Below are 19931 nucleotides of genomic sequence, written 5' to 3'. Positions count from 1 at the left end.
CCATGCGCACACCAGCAGATCGACGCGGGCAGGTTGAGCAGATCCTTGCGACGCTTGCCACGCATGGGCTCCTCGTTGCAGAAGGGCTGGATGGTTCTGTCATTCCCGGTGACAGGCCAAGGAATAAGGCGATTGACGCCCTGGCCGCAATCAAGGCCCTCACGCCCTACGAGGAGGGCGAATACCGCCTGAACCCGCGACTCAGAGACTTTATCTCCGATCACCTTCAGAGCTACAACGCCTTTCAGGCTTTCACGCGCCTGAGCGGCAATATCCGCCAAGCCCGTCAGGAGTGGCGGGAGATGTACGACCTCAAGGCCGACGGTGAGGTCGCGAAGGCCGAGCGTATGCAGTGGGCGCTGGACGACACGATTTCGGAAGTCGTGTACGTCATGGACAGAAACCTGAATGTTCTCAACTCGCAACTCTCCACAGACTATGGGAACGTGGAGTCGCGAAGGATCAAGTCTCGCCAGAATCAGTTCTACGACCGGGAAATCAACGTCTGCCGGGCAGAACTCAATCAACTTGACGAGCTGATCAAGGAGATCGCCGAGGGTGCTATGGCCATTGGCTTCCACCACGTTCGCTCTCTGATCAACGTCAGGCTAATGAATCGGATGCTGAGTTGGAGAAGCCGCCTGAACGATTGTCAGGCGTCTATCAGCAAACAGCTGGGCAAGGCCCTGAAGGTGGAGACCAAGATCAAGAATCTTGGCCGCGTAGCGCTCTGGCTTGCTCAAAACAAGACCTCAGACGGATTCCAAGACATCGAGCTAGACGAGCGAGCCGTGGCTCTGCTGCTCACGCCGGAGTCGCTGAAGTTCAAGTGGAACCTAGATGCCTCTGATACCGATCCGATTGTCTTTGAGTGCATGACCAATGCCGTGGCAGCCATGCCGCCCCCCCGGTCCAAAAGACTGAGGTCGATGAGGTCGCGCCGGCTCAAGAGGTTCTCTACACTCAGCAGGAAGAGATCGAGGAAGAGCACGACCCGGTTGACCTGTCCATCGAGCGGGCGGCCACTGTCCTGACGACCACTTCTGCCGGCGCGCTCTCGCTGGCCGGGTGGTACACGGAGCATAGGGGCGACTTGGGTGAAATTTCGGAAGAGGAGTGGCTCCTCTACGCTTCCAGGCAACTGGGTGTTCTTGGCTTCAAGGTCGAATTCAGCCTTATAGAGCGCATCCGCGGCGTGCACAACGACCTTTTTAGTGACGTGCGCGTAAGCCTGAAATGATCCTCAGCAGCACGCAGATCACCTTCCTGCAACGCCTGGCCATTGAAAAACCAGCTGAGCGTGGCCATAGCGCGGTTGCCGAGTTCTTTCTTGTTCACTGTGGCATCGGCTCGCGCAAAGGCCGGGGATTCGTCTATACCGAGAAAAGCCACCAAGAGGCAATCTCGCTCCTGATTGCCAACGGTCTTCCGCTGACGCCTCTGCCGGCTGGATCCAGCCGCTCAGACGCGATCGGCCTGCCAAGCGAGAAGACCGGGACGAAGGCGCCGCATGATGACTCCGTGGCCATCAAGGTCGCGTCTGGAGCTTGTTTGCTTGGCGGTCACCCACTACCTCGCCCGGAGCAGGGCATCTACTCTGTCCTGACTGTTGCCCAAGCCACGACCGTCACCGCCGATCGGCTTCTACTCGTTGAGAACGTCGAGACATTCAGGACTCTGGAGAAGTACCGGTGGCTCGATTACCAAGGCCTCAATGTGGTGGCCATCCTTCTTGGCGACAACCTCTTTAAGGCTGATCGCGTGGATGCCGTCATACGTACGAGGGCCGAGCCGGTATGGGCCTTTTTCGACTTCGATCCCAATGGACTTGGCCGCGCTTGCAGCCTGCCCCGACTGGATCGAATTATCCTTCCAGCCTCAGGGTGGTTGGACGCAACAATCAAGAGAGTGAAGCGATCAGATCTCTTTGCCGATCAAATCAACCAATGGAGAAGCACCATTGAGAGATCCAACAATGCGGAAATATCGGCCGCTTGGCGCCTATTGTCCCGGCTGGAGAAAGGCCTCCCTCAAGAATGGATGATCGACGCCCCTTGACGGCTATCGAATACCTTGCATTCGGAATTTAAAAACACACCTGGCATTCAGCAGGAATGATGCAGCGCTGGCCACGCTTCCAAGGGGCTTTGTCGCTGCCCTTGCGTTGTTGGTGCTGTAGGACAGCTTGGCTTCCTTAGCAAACCAGGGAATCAAGGCCCATTGCCCAATAGCCAAATCACGCACGTACCGGTTTCATGGCGGGCCCGGCGGATAGCCGAGCACAAGTAGTCAAGTTTCCGTTTGAGGCTGTCTGCCGCCAGTGAATCGACCAGCTTTTCTTAGATAGCTGCCAGCCTCACGGAATTACGTCTCTCAAACTCTATTGGAGACAGACCATCAGCAGACGAATGTCTGCGAATGGGGTTGTAGAACATTTCGATGTAGCTGAAGACATCGCTGTGCGCCTCTTGCCTCGTAGGATAGGTTTTTCTGCGGATGCGCTCCCGCTTAAGCAACTGAAAGAAGCTTTCAGCAACTGCGTTGTCGTGACAGTTTCCTCGCCTGCTCATACTCGATTGCAGGTTGTGGCTAGCAAGGAAGCGCTGCCATTCATGGCTTGTAAATTGGCAGCCTTGGTCAGAGTGCACGGTCACGGTATTGCATGGTCTTCTACGCCAGAGCGCCATATGCAATGCATCCAAGGGCAGCTGGGTATCAATGCGGCTACCTGTTGCCCAGCCAACAACTTGGCGTGAGAACAGGTCAATTACCGTTGCCAGGTACAGCCACCCCTCATGAGTGCTGATATAGGTTATATCAGTCACCCAGACTTTGTTCGGAGCATGCACGGTGAACTGCTGCGATAGTAAGTTGGGAGCCACGACTGCTGGAGCACCTCCTCGCACACGAGGGCGTCGTCCGTAGCCTCGCTGAGCCTTTAACCCCTCACAGCGCAGCTGTCTTGCTACCCGGTGCCTGCTGCAGGTCTCGCCTAAGTCACGCATGTCCAATGTCAACTTGCGATAGCCATATACGCCACCGCTTTCTAGCCATGCCTGCTTTAGAAGGCCCAATAGACGCTGGTCATCGGCCGCACGTTGACTGAGCGGCCGAACCCTCCAAGCGTAGTAACCACTGGGGTGCAATTGCAGCACCCGGCACATGCGCACAACGCTGTAAATCAACTGGTGCTTGGCAATGAAGGCGTACTTCAGTCGCACTGGCGAGCGAAGTACGCCGCCGCTTTTTTTAGGATGTCACGCTCCTCGGTGACCCTTTTGAGTTCTGATTTGATACGGCGTAATTCTTCGCTTTGACTGACTTGCTCCTGCCGCTGAGCTGCGGGGATTTGCTGCAGTCGAATCCACTTATACAGACTATGCGTGCTCACGCCTAAACGGCGTGAGACGTCGGCTGCGCTGTGGCCGTGTTCCAAGATTTGCTTGACGGCCTCAATCCTGAATTCTTCTGGGTAGCGTTGTGCGTTCATATGGACTCCTATTTGAACGGAAATAGGAGGCTGTGAACTATCTACAAAAAACTGGTCGATTCAGAGGCGGAAAAAAGATCAAGCCGGATGTGGCAGTGATCAAAGACAGCATTCAGACTGCACGCCCTGTCAAACCTGTGGACACGCAAGAACTGCAAAAGCTTAAAAACCGCAAACCTGCGCAACCTGATTGAACCAGCATTTGCTTCGCCTGTGTCAAGGCTCTTCGCAAAAGGAGTGAGCAGTAGAAGTTCCGAGATGATCGAAACTTCTACACGTGATCCTTTTGTGAAGAAGGCTGAGCAATCACACTGCGCGTGGCTCGCAGGCGCTGCTTGCCGCTGCGTTTGGCTATATCCATCGGACTGATGCGCACAGCAGGACGAAAGCTTACCAGCCACTCTTCTTTGCCAAGCGCTTTCATCACTCGAATGAACGAATTCAGGCGCCCACCGGCGCCGTTCTCCAACGAACGAATTGTTTGCTCTGAAATTCCAGCTCTCAGAGCGACATCGTGCATGGTCAGGTTTAGACGAAGACGCTCGGCGCGAAGCTGTTCACCCAGCTCCACCTCAAGTTCATCAGGTGTTTTGAAAAACTGCATAAGCTATGAAAATTTGTAGTTTATTGATCAAAATTTAAGATAACCAATGAAATTGCATAGATTGTGAGCTGCTTTAAATATTGCAGAAATTGACAAGCAAAAGTTACCGAGACGCATGAAGCCGTGCCAAATACATCTGACGCACACACAGCAGTCGTTTCCAATCGGCAAACTGGCCGGGATGAGTTTTATGGAGGTGAGCGAGCGCAGCGGCGGGGCACTTGACGCGCACCGCCTAAAGCGACGTTGGCTCTGAAAATGGTGCTGTGTTGCATCTCCATTTGTGGGTCATAGATATTTCCTCGTTCGGCCTGTTAGCAGTCCATTTTTAGGGGAGAAACCTCGCTTAGCTATTTGTTCAAAAAATGAAGCTACTTCTTGCAAAATGCCGCTGCATGTGCACCAACACCGGACATTTTCCCCAGTTGAATGCCCTGATTTAGGGAAAGATATCCCCTTTTGAGTGCATAGCTGCAAACACTGCCATGCATGTTCTAAATGTATTTTGCAGATGCACTTTGCCTGCGTAAATTGATGCAAACAGCGCCGCAACGGATGAGCTTTTTATCTGGAAGCGGAGCTACTGAATCAACGAACTTACGCGACAGCTATGCAAGAAACTCATGAAATTCGATTCCAACCTCAGGTAGCCGGATTCATCCAGCAAGAAGGTTTAAAGACTCTTGCGAAGCTGCGCGAGTCATGCAAGCTACCTTTTGAGGAGGCTCGTTCCATGCCGCCGGAGGTCTATACGTCCAGCGGATTTCTCCAACTAGAACAGCAAGATGTTTTTGGTCGTGAGTGGCAGTGCCTTGGACGCGCCAGCACTTTCGCAAAAACCGGTGACTACGTTACAGCTGACATCAACGGACAGCCAGTCGTCGTGGTCCGTAAGGCTGATGGCAGCTTGAGTGCAATGTCAAACGTCTGTTTGCACCGAATGGCTGTTCTTCTTGAAGGGCGAGGTAATACAAAAACCATCGTGTGCCCTTATCACGCTTGGTCTTATACGCTAGACGGAGATTTACGAGCCGCGCCAATGATGGCGGAGCAGCCACATTTTTGCAAAGAGTCCTACAACCTGCCACAGGTACGTTGTGAAGTATGGCAAGGCTGGGTGTACGTCAGCCTCGACACGAATGCATCCCCGGTAGCTGAACGCCTGGCAGAGTTGGACAAGCTCGTTGCATCTTACGAAATGTCCAACTACGTTGAAACCTTCTACGAAGAGCATGTTTGGAATACCAACTGGAAGATCCTCGCGGAAAACTTCATGGAGAGCTACCACCTCCCAATGCTCCACCGAGCAACAGTTGGCCCTCACTCCAAACTGGAGGAAATGGAGTGCCCGCCTGGTCTGGAGGCGTTCAACTATCACTGGATTACCAAAGAAGCATCACTGCCGATTGGAATTGCACACCCCGATAACCAACGGCTGCAAGGTCACTGGCGCAAAACAACAGCGCTGCTGGCCGTCTATCCCTCGCACCTCATCACACTGACCCCAGGCTATTTCTGGTACCTGTCACTGCAACCACGTGGCGTAGACAAGGTACACATTCGCTTTGGTGGTGGTCTTGCTCCCGAGTTCGTTGCGGATCCCAAAGCGCATGAGTACATGGCACAACTCAAGAAGCTGCTTGACGAGGTCAATGCAGAAGACCGTCTGGGGGTCGAATCTGTGTTCCGCGGAGTTCAAGCACCGCTGGCAACACCTGGACAGTTGAACCGACTGGAGCGTCCGAACTACGACTTTGCGTGCTACTTGGCAAAGCGATTGGCTGCCTCACAAGCATCCGCGACCTAAGGAGGAGGCGGTATGTTTGAAGTCTCCAGTCCCTTTATTTCTTTTCGTCAAATTGACAAGACTTACGACGGTGAGCACTACGTCGTTCAAGGCTTGAATCTGGATGTTGCGCGCGGAGAATTCATCTCGCTGTTAGGCCCTTCCGGCTCTGGAAAGACGACTACGCTGATGATGTTGGCAGGCTTTGAATCACCAACGCTTGGCAGCATCCTGATCGACGGCCAACGCCTTGATGACAAGCCTCCGCACCAACGCGATATCGGGATGGTGTTTCAGAACTATGCACTGTTCCCGCACCTGAGCATCGCCCAAAACATAGCCTTCCCACTGTCGGTGAGAAATACCCCCAAGGGTGAGCAACAGGCGCGCGTCAAACGAGCACTGGAGATGGTGGAGCTCGGCCATTTGGCAAATCGCCGGCCAGCGCAACTCTCAGGTGGCCAGCAGCAGCGAGTTGCACTGGCACGAGCATTGGTTTTCGAACCCAAGGTCGTGCTGATGGACGAGCCTTTGGGCGCACTTGACAAGCAACTGCGCGAAACCATGCAGTACGAAATCATGCGGCTGCACCGCGAGTTGGGCCTGACCATTGTGTACGTGACCCACGACCAAGGTGAAGCATTGACCATGTCTGATCGTGTGGCTGTGTTCTCGGAAGGCTATATCCAGCAGCTTGCCCCGCCCACAGAGCTCTACGAAAACCCTCGCAACGCTTTCGTGGCGAACTTTGTGGGTGAGAACAATGGTCTGCATGGACAGGTGGCTGACCTGTCAGACCACTGGGCCACGATCGTACTTGCTGACGGTACACATGTGCGTGGCAGACGCAGTGATGGCCTGCGACCAAGCGGAACGGGTGTACTGGCTTTGCGGCCCGAGCGAACTCACTTAGGTCATGAGTACACCCCGGACTGCAACGTCCTGACGGCCAAAGTCCACAAGCTGATCTATTGCGGAGACCACTACCGCGTGGAGTTGGGCTTGCCCGACGGACAACAGATCGTCGCAAAGCTGCCAAACGACCAGCACGCCACACGACCGGTAATTGGCGACAGCGTCATCGCCCACTGGCGACCCGAAGACTGCAAGGTCTTGCACCAGCCCTTCGAAACGACTCCGTAAACCAGCGTTACGCCTTCATTTCCCTTTTCCACAAACCGAGGAATTTCCTATGTCGATTCGCTTTCCCTCTATGCGGGCTATTGCCTTGACGATTGCGGCTTTTGCGGGCCTTAGCGCTTCTGCGCAAGCAGAAACCTTGGCCGTTGTGACTTTCGGAGGAGCCTACGAGGCAGCCGTCAAGCAAGCTTATTTCACACCGTTTACCGAGAAGACCAAGCATGACTTCACCTTCCAGTCGTACAGCGGTGGTCTAGCCAAGTTGCAAGCCATGGTGCAAGCCAAGAATGTCACCTGGGATTTGGTGGATCTGGAAGCCAACGATGCAATGCGCGCTTGCGAGGAAGGACTGCTTCAGAAATTCCCTGTGAAACTTCTCGGGGATACCAAGGACTTTCTGCCCGGAGCTATCAGTGATTGCGCGGTTGTCAGCATGGTTTGGTCAACCGTCTATGCCTATGACTCCACCAAAGTAACTGGAACCCCCAACTCGATCAGCGATTTCTTTGATCTGCAAAAATTCCCTGGAAAGCGCGGTATGCGCAAATCAGCCAAGGGAACCTTGGAATGGGCGCTGATGGCCGATGGAGTGCCCAAGGAACAAGTCTATAAGCTGCTCTCTACTCAACAAGGTATAGATCGCGCATTCAAGAAACTGGACTCCATCAAGAGCAGCATTGTCTGGTGGGAGTCCGGAGCACAAGCACCTCAATTGCTCGCAGATGGTGCGGTATCCATGGTTACCGCCTACAACGGGCGCATCTCTGATGCTGTTAAGCAAGATGGCAAGCCTTTCAAGATCGTATGGGATGCGCAGCTGTATGACTATGAGTGGTGGGGCGTACCGGCTGGCGCCAAAAATGCAAAGCTTGCTGCGGAATTTATTGCTTTTGCCTCGCAGCCTCAGCGCTACGCTGACCTCACAAAGTACATCCCCTACGCGCCTCCCCGTACAAGCGCCATCCCACTGATTGACCCAACTCGCTTAAAGGAGCTACCTACTGCGCCTGGCAATTTCCAGAACGCATTGAAGATTGATGTGAGTTTTTGGGTTGATAAGAGTGACTCGATCGGTAAACAGTTCCAGAACTGGCTAACACGCTAAGAGATGTGGCACTGAAAACCGCCTGACAGCCTATGACACCCGAACTATCCACTCCCAACAGTGCTGCAGCATCTGCAATGACTGCTGTTAGCCCTGTTGACTTGTATCGCCAGGCACGACGACGTGCAGCGCGCGAGGCGTTTTTGCTCGTGCTGCCGTTGCTGCTCTTTTTGCTGCTAACTTTTATCGCGCCAATTGCCATGCTGTTGGCACGAAGTGTGCAGAACCCAGAGATGCCTGAGTCAATGCCACAACTCACGCAGGTTCTCCAAGTGTGGGATGGTCAGGGTGTTCCGGATGAAATGGCGTTTGTGGCACTAAGCACTGATTTGGCTGCTGCCTCTAAAGCGGGAGAGTTGGGCACCGTCTCCCGCCGCCTGAACTTCTACCAGTCGGACATGCGCAGCCTGTTGATGCGTTCGGCGCGAAGTCTCCCCGAGCAAGCGCCTGCTGCATGGAAGCCTGCGCTCATTGAGTTGGATGCCCGGTGGGGTGAGCATGAGACATGGCGCCTGATGCAGCGGGCAACCCGGACTCCAACGGCTGACTACCTGCTAGAAGCGGTCGATGCCAAAGTGGATGCCAGTGGCTCAGTCGTTGCAGGCGATGAGCAAGGCAGCGTCTATTTACAGTCTTTCGGAAGAACCGTATGGATCAGCACCGTGGTGACGCTGCTGTGTTTGGTGCTTGCCTATCCAGTGGCGTGGCGCCTGGCAACGCTGCCGCCAGAGCGCAGTGCCAAGCTTTTGCTGTTAGTGATTATTCCGTTCTGGACATCGCTGCTGGTGCGCGTGACTGCGTGGTACGTCATGCTGCAGCCGAGTGGCATCGTCAATAGCGTACTGCAAAGCCTAAGCATGATCAGTGAACCCATGCCCTTAATTTTCAACCGCATTGGCGTGCTGGTGGGGATGACTCACGTGCTGCTGCCTTACATGATTTTGGCGATTTATTCGGTGATGAAGAACGTTCCTCCCACGTACATGCGGGCAGCACAGTCACTGGGCGCTCACCCTGTGCTCGCCTTTATCCGGGTGTATATGCCGCAGACTTTGCCAGGGGTAGGGGCAGGGTGCTTCCTCGTATTTGTGATTGCTTTGGGTTACTACATCACGCCAGCTCTGCTCGGCGGTGCAGGTGACGAGATGATCAGTCAGCTGATCGCGCAACAGACCAATGAGATGCTTAACTGGGGACTCGCCGGCGCACTGTCTGCCTATTTGCTGGTGTTTACCGTAGCGTTTTACTTGATCTTCAACCGACTTGTCGGCATTGATCGCCTGCGTCTGGGCTGATGGAGGTATCTGATGGCCATTCTTAATCGCATTGATAACCGTCCGTTGTCATCAAAACTCTCGCTGGCCTGGGCCAATTGGCAAACTGGGTTGGTGTTGTTTTTTTTGATTGCACCACTGCTCGCAATCATTCCACTGTCCTTCAATTCCAGTGCGTACTTCTCGTACCCCATGACAGGCTTCTCGTTGCGCTGGTACGAGAAGGCATTGTTCAGTCCCGCGTGGCAGCAAGCACTGATCAATAGTGTCGGTATCGGTGTTGTTTCCACACTGATCGCGACAGTCATGGGGACGCTGGCTGCCTTGGGTTTGTCGCGACCGAATTTCCCCTTCCGCTCGCTGATCATGCCGCTGCTGATCTCGCCAATGATCATTCCCGTGGTGGTTGTGGCTGTGGGCTTTTATTTGGTATTTGCTCCCTTGGGACTCAACGATACCTACACCGGTGTCGTGCTATCCCATGCCGCGTTGGGAACGCCTTTTGTGGTCATAACAGTCAATGCATCTTTGCTGTCTTTTGACCATAACCTCGTTCGTGCAGCGACGAGCTTGGGGGCCACGCCTTGGACTGCTTTTCGGCGTGTCACGCTGCCGTTGATTTCACCGGCTGTCACGGCTGGCGCCATCTTTGCGTTTGCAACTTCGTTCGATGAGGTCATTGTGATCTTGTTCATCGGGGGGCCTGATCAGAACACGATCCCACGTGAGATGTGGAGCGGGATGCGGGATTCGATTGATCCTACGATTCTCGCCGTCGCCAGCATGCTGACCGTTTTTGCCATCGCGCTGTTCGGCGCAATTCACTGGTTACGTGGCCGTACAGCTGGCCATGGCAACTCTATAACCTGATCCATGAGCGACAGCAGCATGTCTTATTTCCCATCCGAAGATATTTCTAACGCAGATCAGCAGCTACTGGAGAAGCTGCAAGAGCTTGCACGCCCGGGAGTACGAGCGACCCATGCAATGCCAGGGGAGTTCTATACATCGCCAGCGTTTGCCGAAATCGAACGAACAAAAGTGTTTAGACGCAACTGGGTGTGTGTCGGACATACAGGGGAGATCCCCACCAAGGGTGACTACTACACGACCGACGTCGCTGGCGAGCCTTTGATCGTGCAGCGGGACGGTTCAGGGGAAGTAAGGGTGATGGCCAATGTGTGCCGCCATCGAGGCAACCTCGTCGCCACCGGACGAGGAAATAAAAAACTACATGTTTGTGCTTACCACGCATGGACTTTTGAGCTTGACGGGAAGCTCAAGCGAGCACCGTTGATGCAGGACAGCCCTTTTCTGGACACTGCACGCTGCGCCTTGCCAACGATTGCAACGACGGTCTGGCAAAACTTCATCTTTGTCAATCTGGATGGCAATGCACCACCTTTGGCGCAGTCCTTAGCGCCACTCGAGACTCATATCCGTAACTACCATCATGAAGAACGTGAGCTTTATCACAGCACTGAGGAGGTCTGGCAAACCAACTGGAAGTGCCTCGCAGAGAACTTCATGGAAGGCTACCACTTGAACGCAACGCACCCTCGCACGTTGCGCCCGGTAACGCCCACAGAGCTGTGTGAGTACGTGGAGGGCAATGGTCATTTTTCAGCCTATCGGGCGCACTACACACCTGATTCTTCCCAGCGTGCGCCACACCATCCTGAGCTGAGCGCCGATGAGCGCAGGTTTAGTTTTCTATTCAGCGTATTTCCGAATCTTGTCGTTACTTACATGCCGCATCAAACTGTCTACCTGTGTCTGCGGCCAAAGACAGTCGACAGTGTGGCAGTTCGCTGGGGGATCGCTGGCCATGAGCAAGCACCTGATGAGGCGAGTGTGGCCAGCTATGTCGCATTTGCTGATGCCTTCAATGCTGAAGATCGCACCAAACTCGAGACGTTGCAGACCGGGCTTCACTCTTCGTTCTATAACCCGGGGCCTCTGGCTTGCGACAACCTTGAGGGCACGCTTCGAGATTTTTACGCCTACATAGGAAAACAAGTCATCGAGTAAATGGCATTCATTTAATCATTTGGTTTGATTAAATCAAGTCGAAGTAAAAATGGCGGTGCCACCGTATATTGCGGTGGCACCGCCATTTTTTAATTAATCTGCATAGGATTTATATATTAATCATCAATGAAAACTGTATGCAGAATATCCATCTGCATTGAATAGCATAACTGTCGGTCGAAAATTTTTTATCGACCGGGTATGGGGAATTTCAAAATCTCATTTTGAAAAATTTTGCATTTAATAAAATAAATTCCATATTTTTACATTGCGAGATTTATGAAAATTCCTGCCGGGAAATTCAACCCAGTGAGATATAAATATGGCAAAAATGATACGTGCTGCATGCTTCATGGCCATGATGGCAGGAGCTTCAGCATCACAGGCTCAATCCAATGTAACAATTTCGGGCTTCCTCGATGTTGGCGTCTATCGAGACTATGACAAAGCGGGGAAGGTCGGACCGATACAGCCAAGCAACATTACTTTTCGGGGTTCAGAGGACCTCGGGTCCGGGCTGGCAACCACTTTCGCATTGAGTCATCGGCTTGATACGAGCACTGGTGCTATTGAAAGTGCGAACAAGCCGTTTTGGTCTGGGGAGGCCACCGTGGGTTTGAAGGGCAGCTTCGGCTCAGTTCAAATTGGCCGACGCTTGGATGCCATCTACAGTAATGACTATGACTTCGACCCATGGTATTACTTCAACCGTGTTGCATCTCCTGCCTGGGATTTGTGGCACTACAACTTCCCGTCCGACCCTAAAGGAAACGCCGGAACTGCAGAGTATGGACGCCTCAATAATGGTGTTTTCTATGATTCGCCCAAATTTGCGGGTGGATTTTCGGTGCACTTGAGCGCTTCACCCGAGAAATCGCCTGCTGACAATAACAAGCCTATTGCAGCGACTGTTAAATACAGCAATAAGCAATTCGCTGCTATGTATGCGTATGGCAAGAACAGTGCAGGTAATACCGACAACTTCTTCGCGCTCAAGGGGCATTTTGGCAATTTTGCCCTGATGGGTGCTTACGACGTCAGCAAAGCCAGTTTGTCCAAAGCCAAGTCGTTGACCTTGGGCGGAACCTACACCATGGGTAATACCGTGTTGAGGGCTGGCTGGGGTCAAGTGGATGTCGATGGCGTGAAAGCCCAAAAGGCCATGGGCATAGGCGTGCTGTACAGCCTGTCGAAGCGCACCAGTGTCTATGCCGACGTGGGTCGCAAGGTCTATCCATCCAGGTCAGCCAATGCTTTCGGTGCTGGCCTGACATACACATTCTGAACGCCGAAATGAAAATTGCCGTCCGGTACCTGCCCATTGAGGGCGGTACCGGACGGCTTCACTAAGAGCCGCTAACGCAACCCTTCGGTTTGCTGAGTGGTGTTAACCGCTCTAAGGGGTGAGGAAATTAAGGAATCAACTTACCTTCGCCATTCCGGGCGGCCAGCGATTCCATAAAGTCCAAGCACTGAGAGAGTTGCGCCAACGTAACGTACTCATCTGCCTTGTGCGCTTGTACGATGCTACCCGGCCCACACACGACGGTTGGCACGCCGATCTCCTGGAAGAGTCCCCCTTCCGTGCCAAACGAAACGGTTCGCGTCGTAGGACTATTGGCTGCAGCGCACGCAAGCTCCTTGAGCCAAGCGGATGCAGGGTCATCTGATAGCGCGGGGTAGTCGACTAACTGCTCCCATTTGATTGAACTACCCGCATGAACCTGGCGCATCTCAGGAACCAAGGTTTGATCGGCGAAGATGCGAACGGTGTCCACCACGGCATCCGGGTCATCATCTGGAAGATTGCGAATTTCGAACTCCAGCTCTGCGTGATCAGGAATGACGTTCAAGGCAATGCCTCCAGACAGTCTGCCTGTGTGGATCGTCGAGTACGGGGGTACAAATGCAGCGTTACGCGCACCACGCTCGCGTAACTCGTTGCTTGTCCGGCGCAGGTAACTCGTCAGCTCAGCCGCAAAGTCCACTGCATTGACACCGAGGTTTGTGAGAGACGAATGCCCTGCAAGGCCTTGTACGCAGCAACGATAGGCCCGCTTGCCTTTGTGTGCTACGGCCACCTGCATGCTTGTGGGCTCCCCAATGATGCAAGCCAGCGGTTTGACGGGAGCTGCCACAAGATGCGTGAGCAAGCCGCGAACCCCAAGGCAGCCGACCTCTTCGTCGTAGCTGAGCGCGATGTGGATGGGACACGCGTGCGCAGTCTCGATAAAGCGGGGCACCATGACAAGTACAGCAGCAATGAAGCCTTTCATATCTGCAGTTCCTCGACCGATGACGCGGTCCGCGGAGCGCGTCATCTGGAACGCGGGAACAGTCCATGGCTGCCCTGAAGCTGGGACCACGTCTGTGTGCCCCGACAGACACAGGCCCGCACGATTGCTAGGTCCGATGGTCGCATAAAGGTTCGCCTTGTTGCCATCAGCGTTGGGAATCAGTGTCGACTCGACGCCATAGCTGGCGAGGTAACTTCGAACATACTCGATCAGCGGCAGGTTGGATTCGCTGCTGCGAGTATCAAAACCGATGAGCTTCTCGAGGATGTCGAGCATCGGTGCAAGCATTGCATGGGCCATGTGTTCAGACTCCTGAGTGTTAAGGATCTCCGGGGACTCCGTAGGATGGGGCGTCCTTGGGATTGCGGGCACGGGTTACGTAGTCCCTCATCTGCGGTTGGTACCTTTGCCACAGCCCTTGCAGGTCGTCGAAGACAGAGGAATCAGACCAATCGATACGCAGGTCTACGCAGGGCCAGAGGTCGCTGTCATGCACAGTTAAACCTGCTGAGTGAACAGGGCCCGCCTCACCGCCCGCTGCCAAGCCTGACTTAAGCGCATTGAGTAGACGCTCAGCGATATATGCATAGGGGTCGCTTTCAAACCCGCGCACCATTGCTTCAAGCACAGCTTCGTTGGCCAGCATATTGCCCGCAGCCACACAGTCTTGTCCGATTGCAGTGGCTGCGATGCCCAAGCCTTGACTGCCCGTGAAGGTCTGCGCTTGTCCACTACTGTCAAGAGCTGCCAGTTGTCGCCAGTCGATGTGAGGTCGGGCGCAAGTAAGTTGGGAGATGACGCCTGATGCTCCATAGCCCTGCTCAAGCAGCTTGATCCCTAGAATGCCGAGTACAGGGTCGGTGACGTTTTGAGTCATCACGACACCTTGAGAGCTGACCCATAGGCAGCGACTTGCTACGGCAGGGCTTGAGCTGCTGATGATGCCGCCCATGGCGCCAGTGCGTGCGCAGCGGCCTGCAAGAGAAATTGTCATAACTCTTGCGTCTTAGCGTTGATCTGGGATCACAGCCGTCGCATCAATCTCAACCAACCACTCGGGGCGGGCCAAGGCGGAGACGATGATGCCGGTTGAAACCGGAAACACACCCTTGAGCCAGTGCCCAACAACGTTGTATACCGCTTCGCGGTAACGCACATCAACCATATAAATCGTGATCTTGCAGATGTGGCTGAGCTCGCTTCCGGACTCTTCCAAAAGCATCTTGATGTTGGCCATTGCTTTTTCTGTCTGCGCTGCAACGTCGCCGATGCCAACCGACTCACGAGAATCAAGGTCCTGACCAATTTGGCCGCGCAAAAACACGATGTTATTGGCAACCACTGCTTGGCATAAGTCGTTGTCGAGTTTTTGCTCGGGGTAAGTTTCGCGAGTGTTGAAAGGGCGGATGCGGGTATGGGTTGTCATGGTGAACTCCGAAAAAATGACTCAAACTTGCGTTGAAAGTTGCGGTGTATTGGGTTGGTAGGTCATGTAGTCGTTTTGTTTGGTGATGTGATCAGCGACGTACTTGGCGTCGTACCAGACCCCCCAAATAAAGGACGAGCCACGGCGCGTCTGCCAGGGCAATCCCAAGAAGTAAATGCCAGGCGCTCCACCAACACCGCGCTGGTGATTGGGTCGACCATCGGTGCCCACGGCATCCGCAGGCAACCAGCTGTAGTCCGACACGTAGCCGGTCGCCCACAGGATGGTGGAAATACCGGCTTTGCCGAGATCCAAAGTCTTCAGCGGTTGCAATACACACTCGGGCAACGGCAGGAACTCGCGCGCTTGCGGTTCCAGTGGCAGATCGATTCCGCTGCGCTGCACGTAGGCGTCAGCTTCGTCGAGAACTGACAGGTAATTCTTATCTCCACGCTCGATATTGGTGCGCAGGTCATCGGCAAAATGCAGCTTGCCGTTGGCATAGGAGTCGGAGCGACCCAAGAGCGTGATGCCCTCTGCAGCCAAGCGTCTAAAGTCCACCGTATGGCCTCCACGCGCACCGCTGACGGCAATGGTGGTGTGCTCTACGCCTAGTGTGGCCTCGGCATCCCATTTGTTGAGCACTCCCAGCCACCATACGAAGTCACGGCCACGGTAACTACGGGGGGGGCGATCATGAGGGCCGACCGATAGGTACACTTTTCGACCCGAGCGCGCCAGCTCGTCAGCAATCTGCACCCCGGATGATCCGGCTCCAACTACAAGAACTGCACCTTCTGGTAATTGCTCTGGATTGCGATAGTGCGCAGAGTGAAATTGCGTGACGCCAGCATCCTTTGGCACGATGGATGGGATCACAGGCGTCTGGAAGGCACCGGTTGCTGCGACCACGTATTGCGCTTCAAATGGGCCGCTATTGGTCTCTACCAAGAAACCGGAACGGCCGGCAAGACGAGTCACTTTCTGAACCTCTACCCCACAGCGTACTGGGGAGTTCAGATGCTTTACGTAAGAAACAAAATAGTCCGCTACTTGCTCCTTGGGAACAAAGGCATCTGGACCACCTGGAAGCTCCAGGCCTGGGAAGCGGTCATGCCACGCTGGACCATTGGCCACCAGAGAATCCCAGCGCCCCGTTCGCCAACGTTCGGCAATACGTGCTCTTTCAAGTACCAGATGAGGAATTCCGGCTTTAAGAAGATGTTCGCTCATCGCAACGCCGGCCTGGCCTGCGCCAACGATGATGACTTCGGTAGTTTGGATAGACATGTTGAAAATCGTCCTTGTCTGTGCTGTCGATGTGCACTCTAGGACGCGTCGCTGCATCTTCAAAAGACTTTCTAAAGATGCATTGCATGGCTTTAACCTATGTCTTGAGATCAGAGCATTTTGGGAACCGATGTCACGCAAAACTCTGAAAAGCGCTGGACGACTTGTCTCGGTTGAACGCAGGCCAATCGGGCAATTCCCAGTTGTAGAGGTCGCACAGGTTCAGTGAATGGCCGAATTGCGAATTCAGCACCATCAACGGTCTGCATCGAGCGCAGCGGAAAGTTAAGGATGCTGTAGCCAAGTCCGTTGGCAACCATGCCTCGAACGACTTCCGGTTGTGACGAGTGAAATGCGGGCTTGGGCAAGCGCCCCAAAGGCTCGAAAAGTGACGAGAAATATTCTCGACTGTGGGGTAGATCAAGCAGAACGTAAGGCTCTTCGATCAAGCTTTCCAAGGATACGGTCGGTTGGCGAGCAAGCCTGTGTAGCTTGGGCAGGATCGCGTAGGGCTGCAATTCGCTCAATGGCGTGAACTCAATGTCCTCGACCAGTGCCAAGTCATAGGTCAGCGCCAAATCCAGGCTTCCATCGCGCAGGCAGCGCAACAGATCTTCCTGTCCGACTTCAAAAGTATCGAACTCGACGTTCGGCAACTCCAGATTGAACTTGGACAGGAGCTTGGGCAGCATGGCTGGCGCCAGTGAAACCATGCAACCCAACGCAATGGTTCCGCTTAGTCCTGCGTTGATTTCGCGGGCTGTGCTATGTAGGTCTTCAGCATTTTTGAGAAGGTTGCGAGCCATGCCCAGCAAATCTCGGCCAGCTTGTGTCAGGGATAGGCCGGCAGCATGATGCCGCACGAAAAGCTGAACGCCAAAAGTGGATTCAAGCTCAGCCAGTGAAGTGGAAATCGATGGCTGCGAAATATGCAGCACCTTTGATGCCGCCGTGAAGGACAAAACCTCCGCTGTCACAACAAAGTAGCGGAGTTGGCGAAGCGTGTAGCGTAATTGTGGATAAGTCATATGACACCACATAGGCAAAAACGATGCCATGAATTCTTGAAATGTATTTTCCAGATGCGCCGGCTATGTCTAGAGTGAACGCACCACAACTCAATAGCAGCCTAAATCTGACCATGCCACTGATTCATGTCATCTCTCGAGCGGGAATTGAGAAAACCGTGCAAGCCGATCCAGGGCGTTCGGTCATGGAAGCGCTGCGCGACAGCGGCCTAGACGAAATTCAGGCTATTTGCGGAGGCTGCTGCTCATGCGCGACATGTCACGTTTACGTAGACAGCGCATTTCTTGACAGATTGCCTGCGCCAAACAAAGACGAAAACGAACTTCTTGACACCTCGGAACACCGCAAGGATTGCTCACGACTGTCATGCCAGATCCCTGTCTCAGCCTCGCTGGATGGCTTGCGCTTGACCGTTGCTCCTGAGGATTGAGCATGACAGTTGATACCGATATTCTGATTGTTGGAGCCGGGCATTCTGGGGCGCAAGCTGCAATTGGGCTGCGCAATGCTCACTATGATGGCCGCATCACGGTGCTGGGGGATGAGGACCAGCTGCCATACGAGCGACCTCCACTGTCCAAGGACTACCTGGCGGGTGAAAAGTCCTTTGAACGCTTGCTAATCCGGCAGCAAGCCTTTTGGCTTGAACGAAAAATTGACATCGTCACCAAGTGCAAGGTCACTGCCGTAGATCCTCAGGCCCACACTGTTTTTTCTGAGGATGGATCAGCCTACCGCTACCAGCACTTGATCTGGGCTGCGGGTGGGCGTGCAAGAACGCTCGACTGCTCTGGTGCAAAAGCCAAAGGTGTTTTCACTGTTCGCACGCGTGACGATGCAGATCATCTGGCTGCAGCGCTGCCGACAGCGTCAAGTGTCGTCATCGTGGGCGGCGGCTATGTCGGGCTGGAAACTGCAGCGGTTTTGCGCAAGCTTGGAAAGCGCGTGACACTGCTGGAGTCAGGGTCTCGAGTGCTCAGCCGAGTGGCTGGGGAAGCATTGTCAATGTTCTATGAGGATCAACACCGGCAGCAAGGCGTTGATGTGAGACTCAATGTTCAGATTGAAGCGCTTGAACTTGACAGCAGCAATGTTGTTGAGGGGGTTCGACTTTGCAGTGGTGAAGTAATCCCAGCGGAGGTCGTGGTTGTCGGCATCGGCATTATTCCGAACGCTGAACCGCTGCTTGCAGCTGGAGCTGCTGGTGGTAATGGTGTGTGGGTTGATGAGTACTGTCGCACCAGTCTTTCAGACATCTATGCCATAGGGGATGCAGCTTTGCACGCCAGCATTTGGTGCGATGGTGCACCAACTCGGATTGAATCTGTCCAAAATGCTGCAGACATGGCGACAACAGTCGCGCGATCCTTGACGGGTACTTTCGAGCCTTATGGTGCGATTCCGTGGTTCTGGTCTCAGCAATACGACCTCAAGCTGCAGACCGTAGGGCTTTCGAAGGGGTATGACGAAGCAGTTATGCGTGGAGACCCTGTGGAGCGAAGTTTTTCGGTGATCTACCTCAAACAAGGAAAAGTAATTGCAATGGACTGTGTGAATGCAATGAAAGACTTTGTTCAGGGCAAAGGGCTGGTTCAAGCTGGCGCGCTGATCCCCGCGTCAAAGCTGAGCGACATAGGAATTTCGTTGAAAAGCATGGTGTAATGATCTACATCTTGAGTTTATCCTGAGTCATAATGAACCAGAGTTTCTGTACCTAACTCACGAGGGTATCCATTAATTCGGTGAAATTATGCCTAATCAATGCTTTTTTCATCACTCAATATTCATCGCTTAATAATAATGTGGGTTTCAGAGGACTGAAATCCACATTTAAAATTGATTGACTGATCGGGCACTCCGAAGTGCTATCAGTTCTTGGGAATATGCCGTTTGATTGGTACCTTGGCGCGTAATTTTGAAGAGGTTACATTAGCAAGCAGTTCAAGTCTGCGTTCCTCCAGTTTCTCCAAATGCTGCGATTTATGTGCTGAAATTGAATGCAGAGTTGATTTCGAATACAGAGTTGATTTCGAATGCTCTGGTGTGCCGCTGGCACAACAAACAGCCTTCGAATCATTAGCAGCCAAGGGATTGGGAATAAACGGCTTAGATTGTCGAACAACAGCCATGACATCAGTCAGGCGCCAGCGAATCATCCTCTTGCTGAATCGCATGGGTTCAGGGAACACTCCATTTTTCATACCCTTATACAAGCTCGTGCGTTTGACGGACAAAATGCGCATGACTTCGTCAATACCAATGAGTTGATCGAAGCTCTGCAATCCGGAATTCAGTGCCTCATTGGACGCAGGAGTGAGCAAAGAAGTGCTCAGAAGGAACTCGATTTTTTGCATTTTCATGACTCTTAATACAGCACATGAAAAGATGTTAATGCAAATAAAAATTGGCGTTAAAAAACGCCACTTAGCGAATGCCTGAAACACTCAATTCAGTGCATC

20 protein-coding genes are annotated in these 19931 nt (G+C 53.5%); 12 read left to right on the top strand and 8 right to left on the bottom strand.

All coding sequences use genetic code 11. The features are described 5' to 3' along the window. Positions 1-2: 2 nt before the first annotated feature. The 3 genes from KUF54_RS09760 to KUF54_RS09750 are packed head-to-tail and all read left to right on the top strand — an operon-like array spanning position 3 to position 2058. Positions 3-1034, top strand: a complete 1032-nt coding sequence (locus tag KUF54_RS09760) for a hypothetical protein (RefSeq protein WP_219342579.1) — start codon at positions 3-5, stop codon at positions 1032-1034. Positions 1035-1093: 59 nt separating this feature from the next. Then, complete coding sequence (locus KUF54_RS09755) at positions 1094-1240, top strand: hypothetical protein (protein WP_219342578.1); 147 nt, start codon at positions 1094-1096, stop codon at positions 1238-1240. Continuing rightward, positions 1237-2058, top strand: coding sequence for a hypothetical protein (locus KUF54_RS09750; RefSeq protein WP_219342577.1), 822 nt, complete (start codon positions 1237-1239; stop codon positions 2056-2058). Before KUF54_RS09755 ends, KUF54_RS09750 begins: the two co-directional genes overlap by 4 nt. Before the next feature lie 281 nt (positions 2059-2339). Here the strand turns inward: KUF54_RS09750 and KUF54_RS09745 are convergent. Continuing rightward, positions 2340-3490 (bottom strand): IS3 family transposase gene (locus KUF54_RS09745; protein ID WP_219342576.1). Its coding sequence is split into 2 segments (ribosomal slippage): positions 2340-3241 and positions 3241-3490, totalling 1152 coding nucleotides; the frame shifts between segments, so codons are not numbered across the junction. Between the two features lie 271 nt (positions 3491-3761). Beyond that, positions 3762-4094: a helix-turn-helix domain-containing protein gene (locus KUF54_RS09740; protein ID WP_219342575.1), complete on the bottom strand. Its 333-nt coding sequence runs from the start codon at positions 4092-4094 to the stop codon at positions 3762-3764. 610 nt (positions 4095-4704) lie between these two features. Between KUF54_RS09740 and KUF54_RS09735 the strand changes: the two genes are divergently transcribed. The 7 genes from KUF54_RS09735 to KUF54_RS09705 all read left to right on the top strand — a co-directional run bounded on the left by KUF54_RS09735 (position 4705) and on the right by KUF54_RS09705 (position 12715). Further along, complete coding sequence (locus KUF54_RS09735) at positions 4705-5901, top strand: aromatic ring-hydroxylating dioxygenase subunit alpha (protein ID WP_219342574.1); 1197 nt, start codon at positions 4705-4707, stop codon at positions 5899-5901. A gap of 12 nt (positions 5902-5913) precedes the next feature. Beyond that, positions 5914-7023, top strand: a complete 1110-nt coding sequence (locus KUF54_RS09730; protein WP_219342573.1) for an ABC transporter ATP-binding protein — start codon at positions 5914-5916, stop codon at positions 7021-7023. 49 nt (positions 7024-7072) lie between these two features. Next, on the top strand, positions 7073-8125 hold the full coding sequence (locus KUF54_RS09725) for an ABC transporter substrate-binding protein (protein ID WP_370627504.1): 1053 nt from the start codon (positions 7073-7075) through the stop codon (positions 8123-8125). Positions 8126-8202: 77 nt separating this feature from the next. Beyond that, entirely contained in the window at positions 8203-9420 is a 1218-nt protein-coding gene (locus KUF54_RS09720; RefSeq protein ID WP_255576438.1) for an ABC transporter permease, read from the top strand. Between the two features lie 12 nt (positions 9421-9432). Beyond that, a complete protein-coding gene (locus KUF54_RS09715; RefSeq protein WP_219342571.1) occupies positions 9433-10269 on the top strand; it encodes an ABC transporter permease in 837 nt (278 codons plus the stop codon). A gap of 3 nt (positions 10270-10272) precedes the next feature. Further along, positions 10273-11430: an aromatic ring-hydroxylating dioxygenase subunit alpha gene (locus KUF54_RS09710; RefSeq protein WP_219342570.1), complete on the top strand. Its 1158-nt coding sequence runs from the start codon at positions 10273-10275 to the stop codon at positions 11428-11430. A 352-nt stretch (positions 11431-11782) separates the two neighbouring features. Continuing rightward, positions 11783-12715, top strand: coding sequence for a porin (locus KUF54_RS09705; RefSeq protein WP_255576006.1), 933 nt, complete (start codon positions 11783-11785; stop codon positions 12713-12715). A 127-nt stretch (positions 12716-12842) separates the two neighbouring features. Here KUF54_RS09705 and argE read toward each other — a convergent pair whose 3' ends face one another. The 5 genes from argE to KUF54_RS09680 form a co-directional block, all read right to left on the bottom strand. Next, on the bottom strand, positions 12843-14027 hold the full coding sequence (gene argE, locus KUF54_RS09700; protein ID WP_255576005.1) for an acetylornithine deacetylase: 1185 nt from the start codon (positions 14025-14027) through the stop codon (positions 12843-12845). 19 nt (positions 14028-14046) lie between these two features. Then, the gene (locus KUF54_RS09695) at positions 14047-14721 is read right to left on the bottom strand and encodes a DUF1028 domain-containing protein (protein WP_219342568.1); all 675 of its coding nucleotides are present in this window, start codon (positions 14719-14721) and stop codon (positions 14047-14049) included. Between the two features lie 12 nt (positions 14722-14733). Beyond that, positions 14734-15153: a RidA family protein gene (locus tag KUF54_RS09690; protein ID WP_219342567.1), complete on the bottom strand. Its 420-nt coding sequence runs from the start codon at positions 15151-15153 to the stop codon at positions 14734-14736. Positions 15154-15174: 21 nt separating this feature from the next. After that, complete coding sequence (locus KUF54_RS09685) at positions 15175-16443, bottom strand: NAD(P)/FAD-dependent oxidoreductase (protein WP_219342566.1); 1269 nt, start codon at positions 16441-16443, stop codon at positions 15175-15177. A 110-nt stretch (positions 16444-16553) separates the two neighbouring features. Next, on the bottom strand, positions 16554-17471 hold the full coding sequence (locus KUF54_RS09680; RefSeq protein ID WP_219342565.1) for a LysR family transcriptional regulator: 918 nt from the start codon (positions 17469-17471) through the stop codon (positions 16554-16556). 41 nt (positions 17472-17512) lie between these two features. Between KUF54_RS09680 and KUF54_RS09675 the strand changes: the two genes are divergently transcribed. After that, positions 17513-17902: a 2Fe-2S iron-sulfur cluster-binding protein gene (locus KUF54_RS09675; RefSeq protein ID WP_370627503.1), complete on the top strand. Its 390-nt coding sequence runs from the start codon at positions 17513-17515 to the stop codon at positions 17900-17902. A gap of 2 nt (positions 17903-17904) precedes the next feature. After that, positions 17905-19134, top strand: a complete 1230-nt coding sequence (locus KUF54_RS09670) for an NAD(P)/FAD-dependent oxidoreductase (RefSeq protein WP_219342564.1) — start codon at positions 17905-17907, stop codon at positions 19132-19134. Between the two features lie 206 nt (positions 19135-19340). On the opposite strand, the gene KUF54_RS09665 is transcribed toward KUF54_RS09670, so the two are convergent. Beyond that, positions 19341-19826, bottom strand: coding sequence for an AlpA family transcriptional regulator (locus KUF54_RS09665; RefSeq protein ID WP_219342563.1), 486 nt, complete (start codon positions 19824-19826; stop codon positions 19341-19343). Between the last annotated feature and the right edge of the window lie 105 nt (positions 19827-19931).

This window comes from Comamonas sp. Y33R10-2 (assembly GCF_019355935.1).
Lineage (GTDB): Bacteria > Pseudomonadota > Gammaproteobacteria > Burkholderiales > Burkholderiaceae_C > Comamonas.
The sequence above is the reverse complement of the archived record's forward strand: the minus strand, read 5'-3'. Positions and strand labels throughout refer to the sequence as shown.

What these genes read in the sequence shown, in the direction of transcription:
- KUF54_RS09695 (WP_219342568.1), bottom strand. Translation starts at nt 14,721, where the DNA reads ATGACAATTTCTCTTGCAGGCCGCTGCGCACGCACTGGCGCCATGGGC.
- KUF54_RS09685 (WP_219342566.1), bottom strand. Translation starts at nt 16,443, where the DNA reads ATGTCTATCCAAACTACCGAAGTCATCATCGTTGGCGCAGGCCAGGCC.
- KUF54_RS09705 (WP_255576006.1), top strand. Translation starts at nt 11,783, where the DNA reads ATGGCCATGATGGCAGGAGCTTCAGCATCACAGGCTCAATCCAATGTA.
- KUF54_RS09715 (WP_219342571.1), top strand. Translation starts at nt 9,433, where the DNA reads ATGGCCATTCTTAATCGCATTGATAACCGTCCGTTGTCATCAAAACTC.
- KUF54_RS09690 (WP_219342567.1), bottom strand. Translation starts at nt 15,153, where the DNA reads ATGACAACCCATACCCGCATCCGCCCTTTCAACACTCGCGAAACTTAC.
- KUF54_RS09760 (WP_219342579.1), top strand. Translation starts at nt 3, where the DNA reads ATGCGCACACCAGCAGATCGACGCGGGCAGGTTGAGCAGATCCTTGCG.
- KUF54_RS09740 (WP_219342575.1), bottom strand. Translation starts at nt 4,094, where the DNA reads ATGCAGTTTTTCAAAACACCTGATGAACTTGAGGTGGAGCTGGGTGAA.
- KUF54_RS09710 (WP_219342570.1), top strand. Translation starts at nt 10,273, where the DNA reads ATGAGCGACAGCAGCATGTCTTATTTCCCATCCGAAGATATTTCTAAC.
- KUF54_RS09665 (WP_219342563.1), bottom strand. Translation starts at nt 19,826, where the DNA reads ATGCAAAAAATCGAGTTCCTTCTGAGCACTTCTTTGCTCACTCCTGCG.
- KUF54_RS09720 (WP_255576438.1), top strand. Translation starts at nt 8,203, where the DNA reads ATGACTGCTGTTAGCCCTGTTGACTTGTATCGCCAGGCACGACGACGT.
- KUF54_RS09675 (WP_370627503.1), top strand. Translation starts at nt 17,513, where the DNA reads ATGTATTTTCCAGATGCGCCGGCTATGTCTAGAGTGAACGCACCACAA.
- KUF54_RS09750 (WP_219342577.1), top strand. Translation starts at nt 1,237, where the DNA reads ATGATCCTCAGCAGCACGCAGATCACCTTCCTGCAACGCCTGGCCATT.
- KUF54_RS09735 (WP_219342574.1), top strand. Translation starts at nt 4,705, where the DNA reads ATGCAAGAAACTCATGAAATTCGATTCCAACCTCAGGTAGCCGGATTC.
- KUF54_RS09730 (WP_219342573.1), top strand. Translation starts at nt 5,914, where the DNA reads ATGTTTGAAGTCTCCAGTCCCTTTATTTCTTTTCGTCAAATTGACAAG.
- KUF54_RS09670 (WP_219342564.1), top strand. Translation starts at nt 17,905, where the DNA reads ATGACAGTTGATACCGATATTCTGATTGTTGGAGCCGGGCATTCTGGG.
- KUF54_RS09725 (WP_370627504.1), top strand. Translation starts at nt 7,073, where the DNA reads ATGTCGATTCGCTTTCCCTCTATGCGGGCTATTGCCTTGACGATTGCG.
- KUF54_RS09680 (WP_219342565.1), bottom strand. Translation starts at nt 17,471, where the DNA reads ATGACTTATCCACAATTACGCTACACGCTTCGCCAACTCCGCTACTTT.
- argE (WP_255576005.1), bottom strand. Translation starts at nt 14,027, where the DNA reads ATGGCCCATGCAATGCTTGCACCGATGCTCGACATCCTCGAGAAGCTC.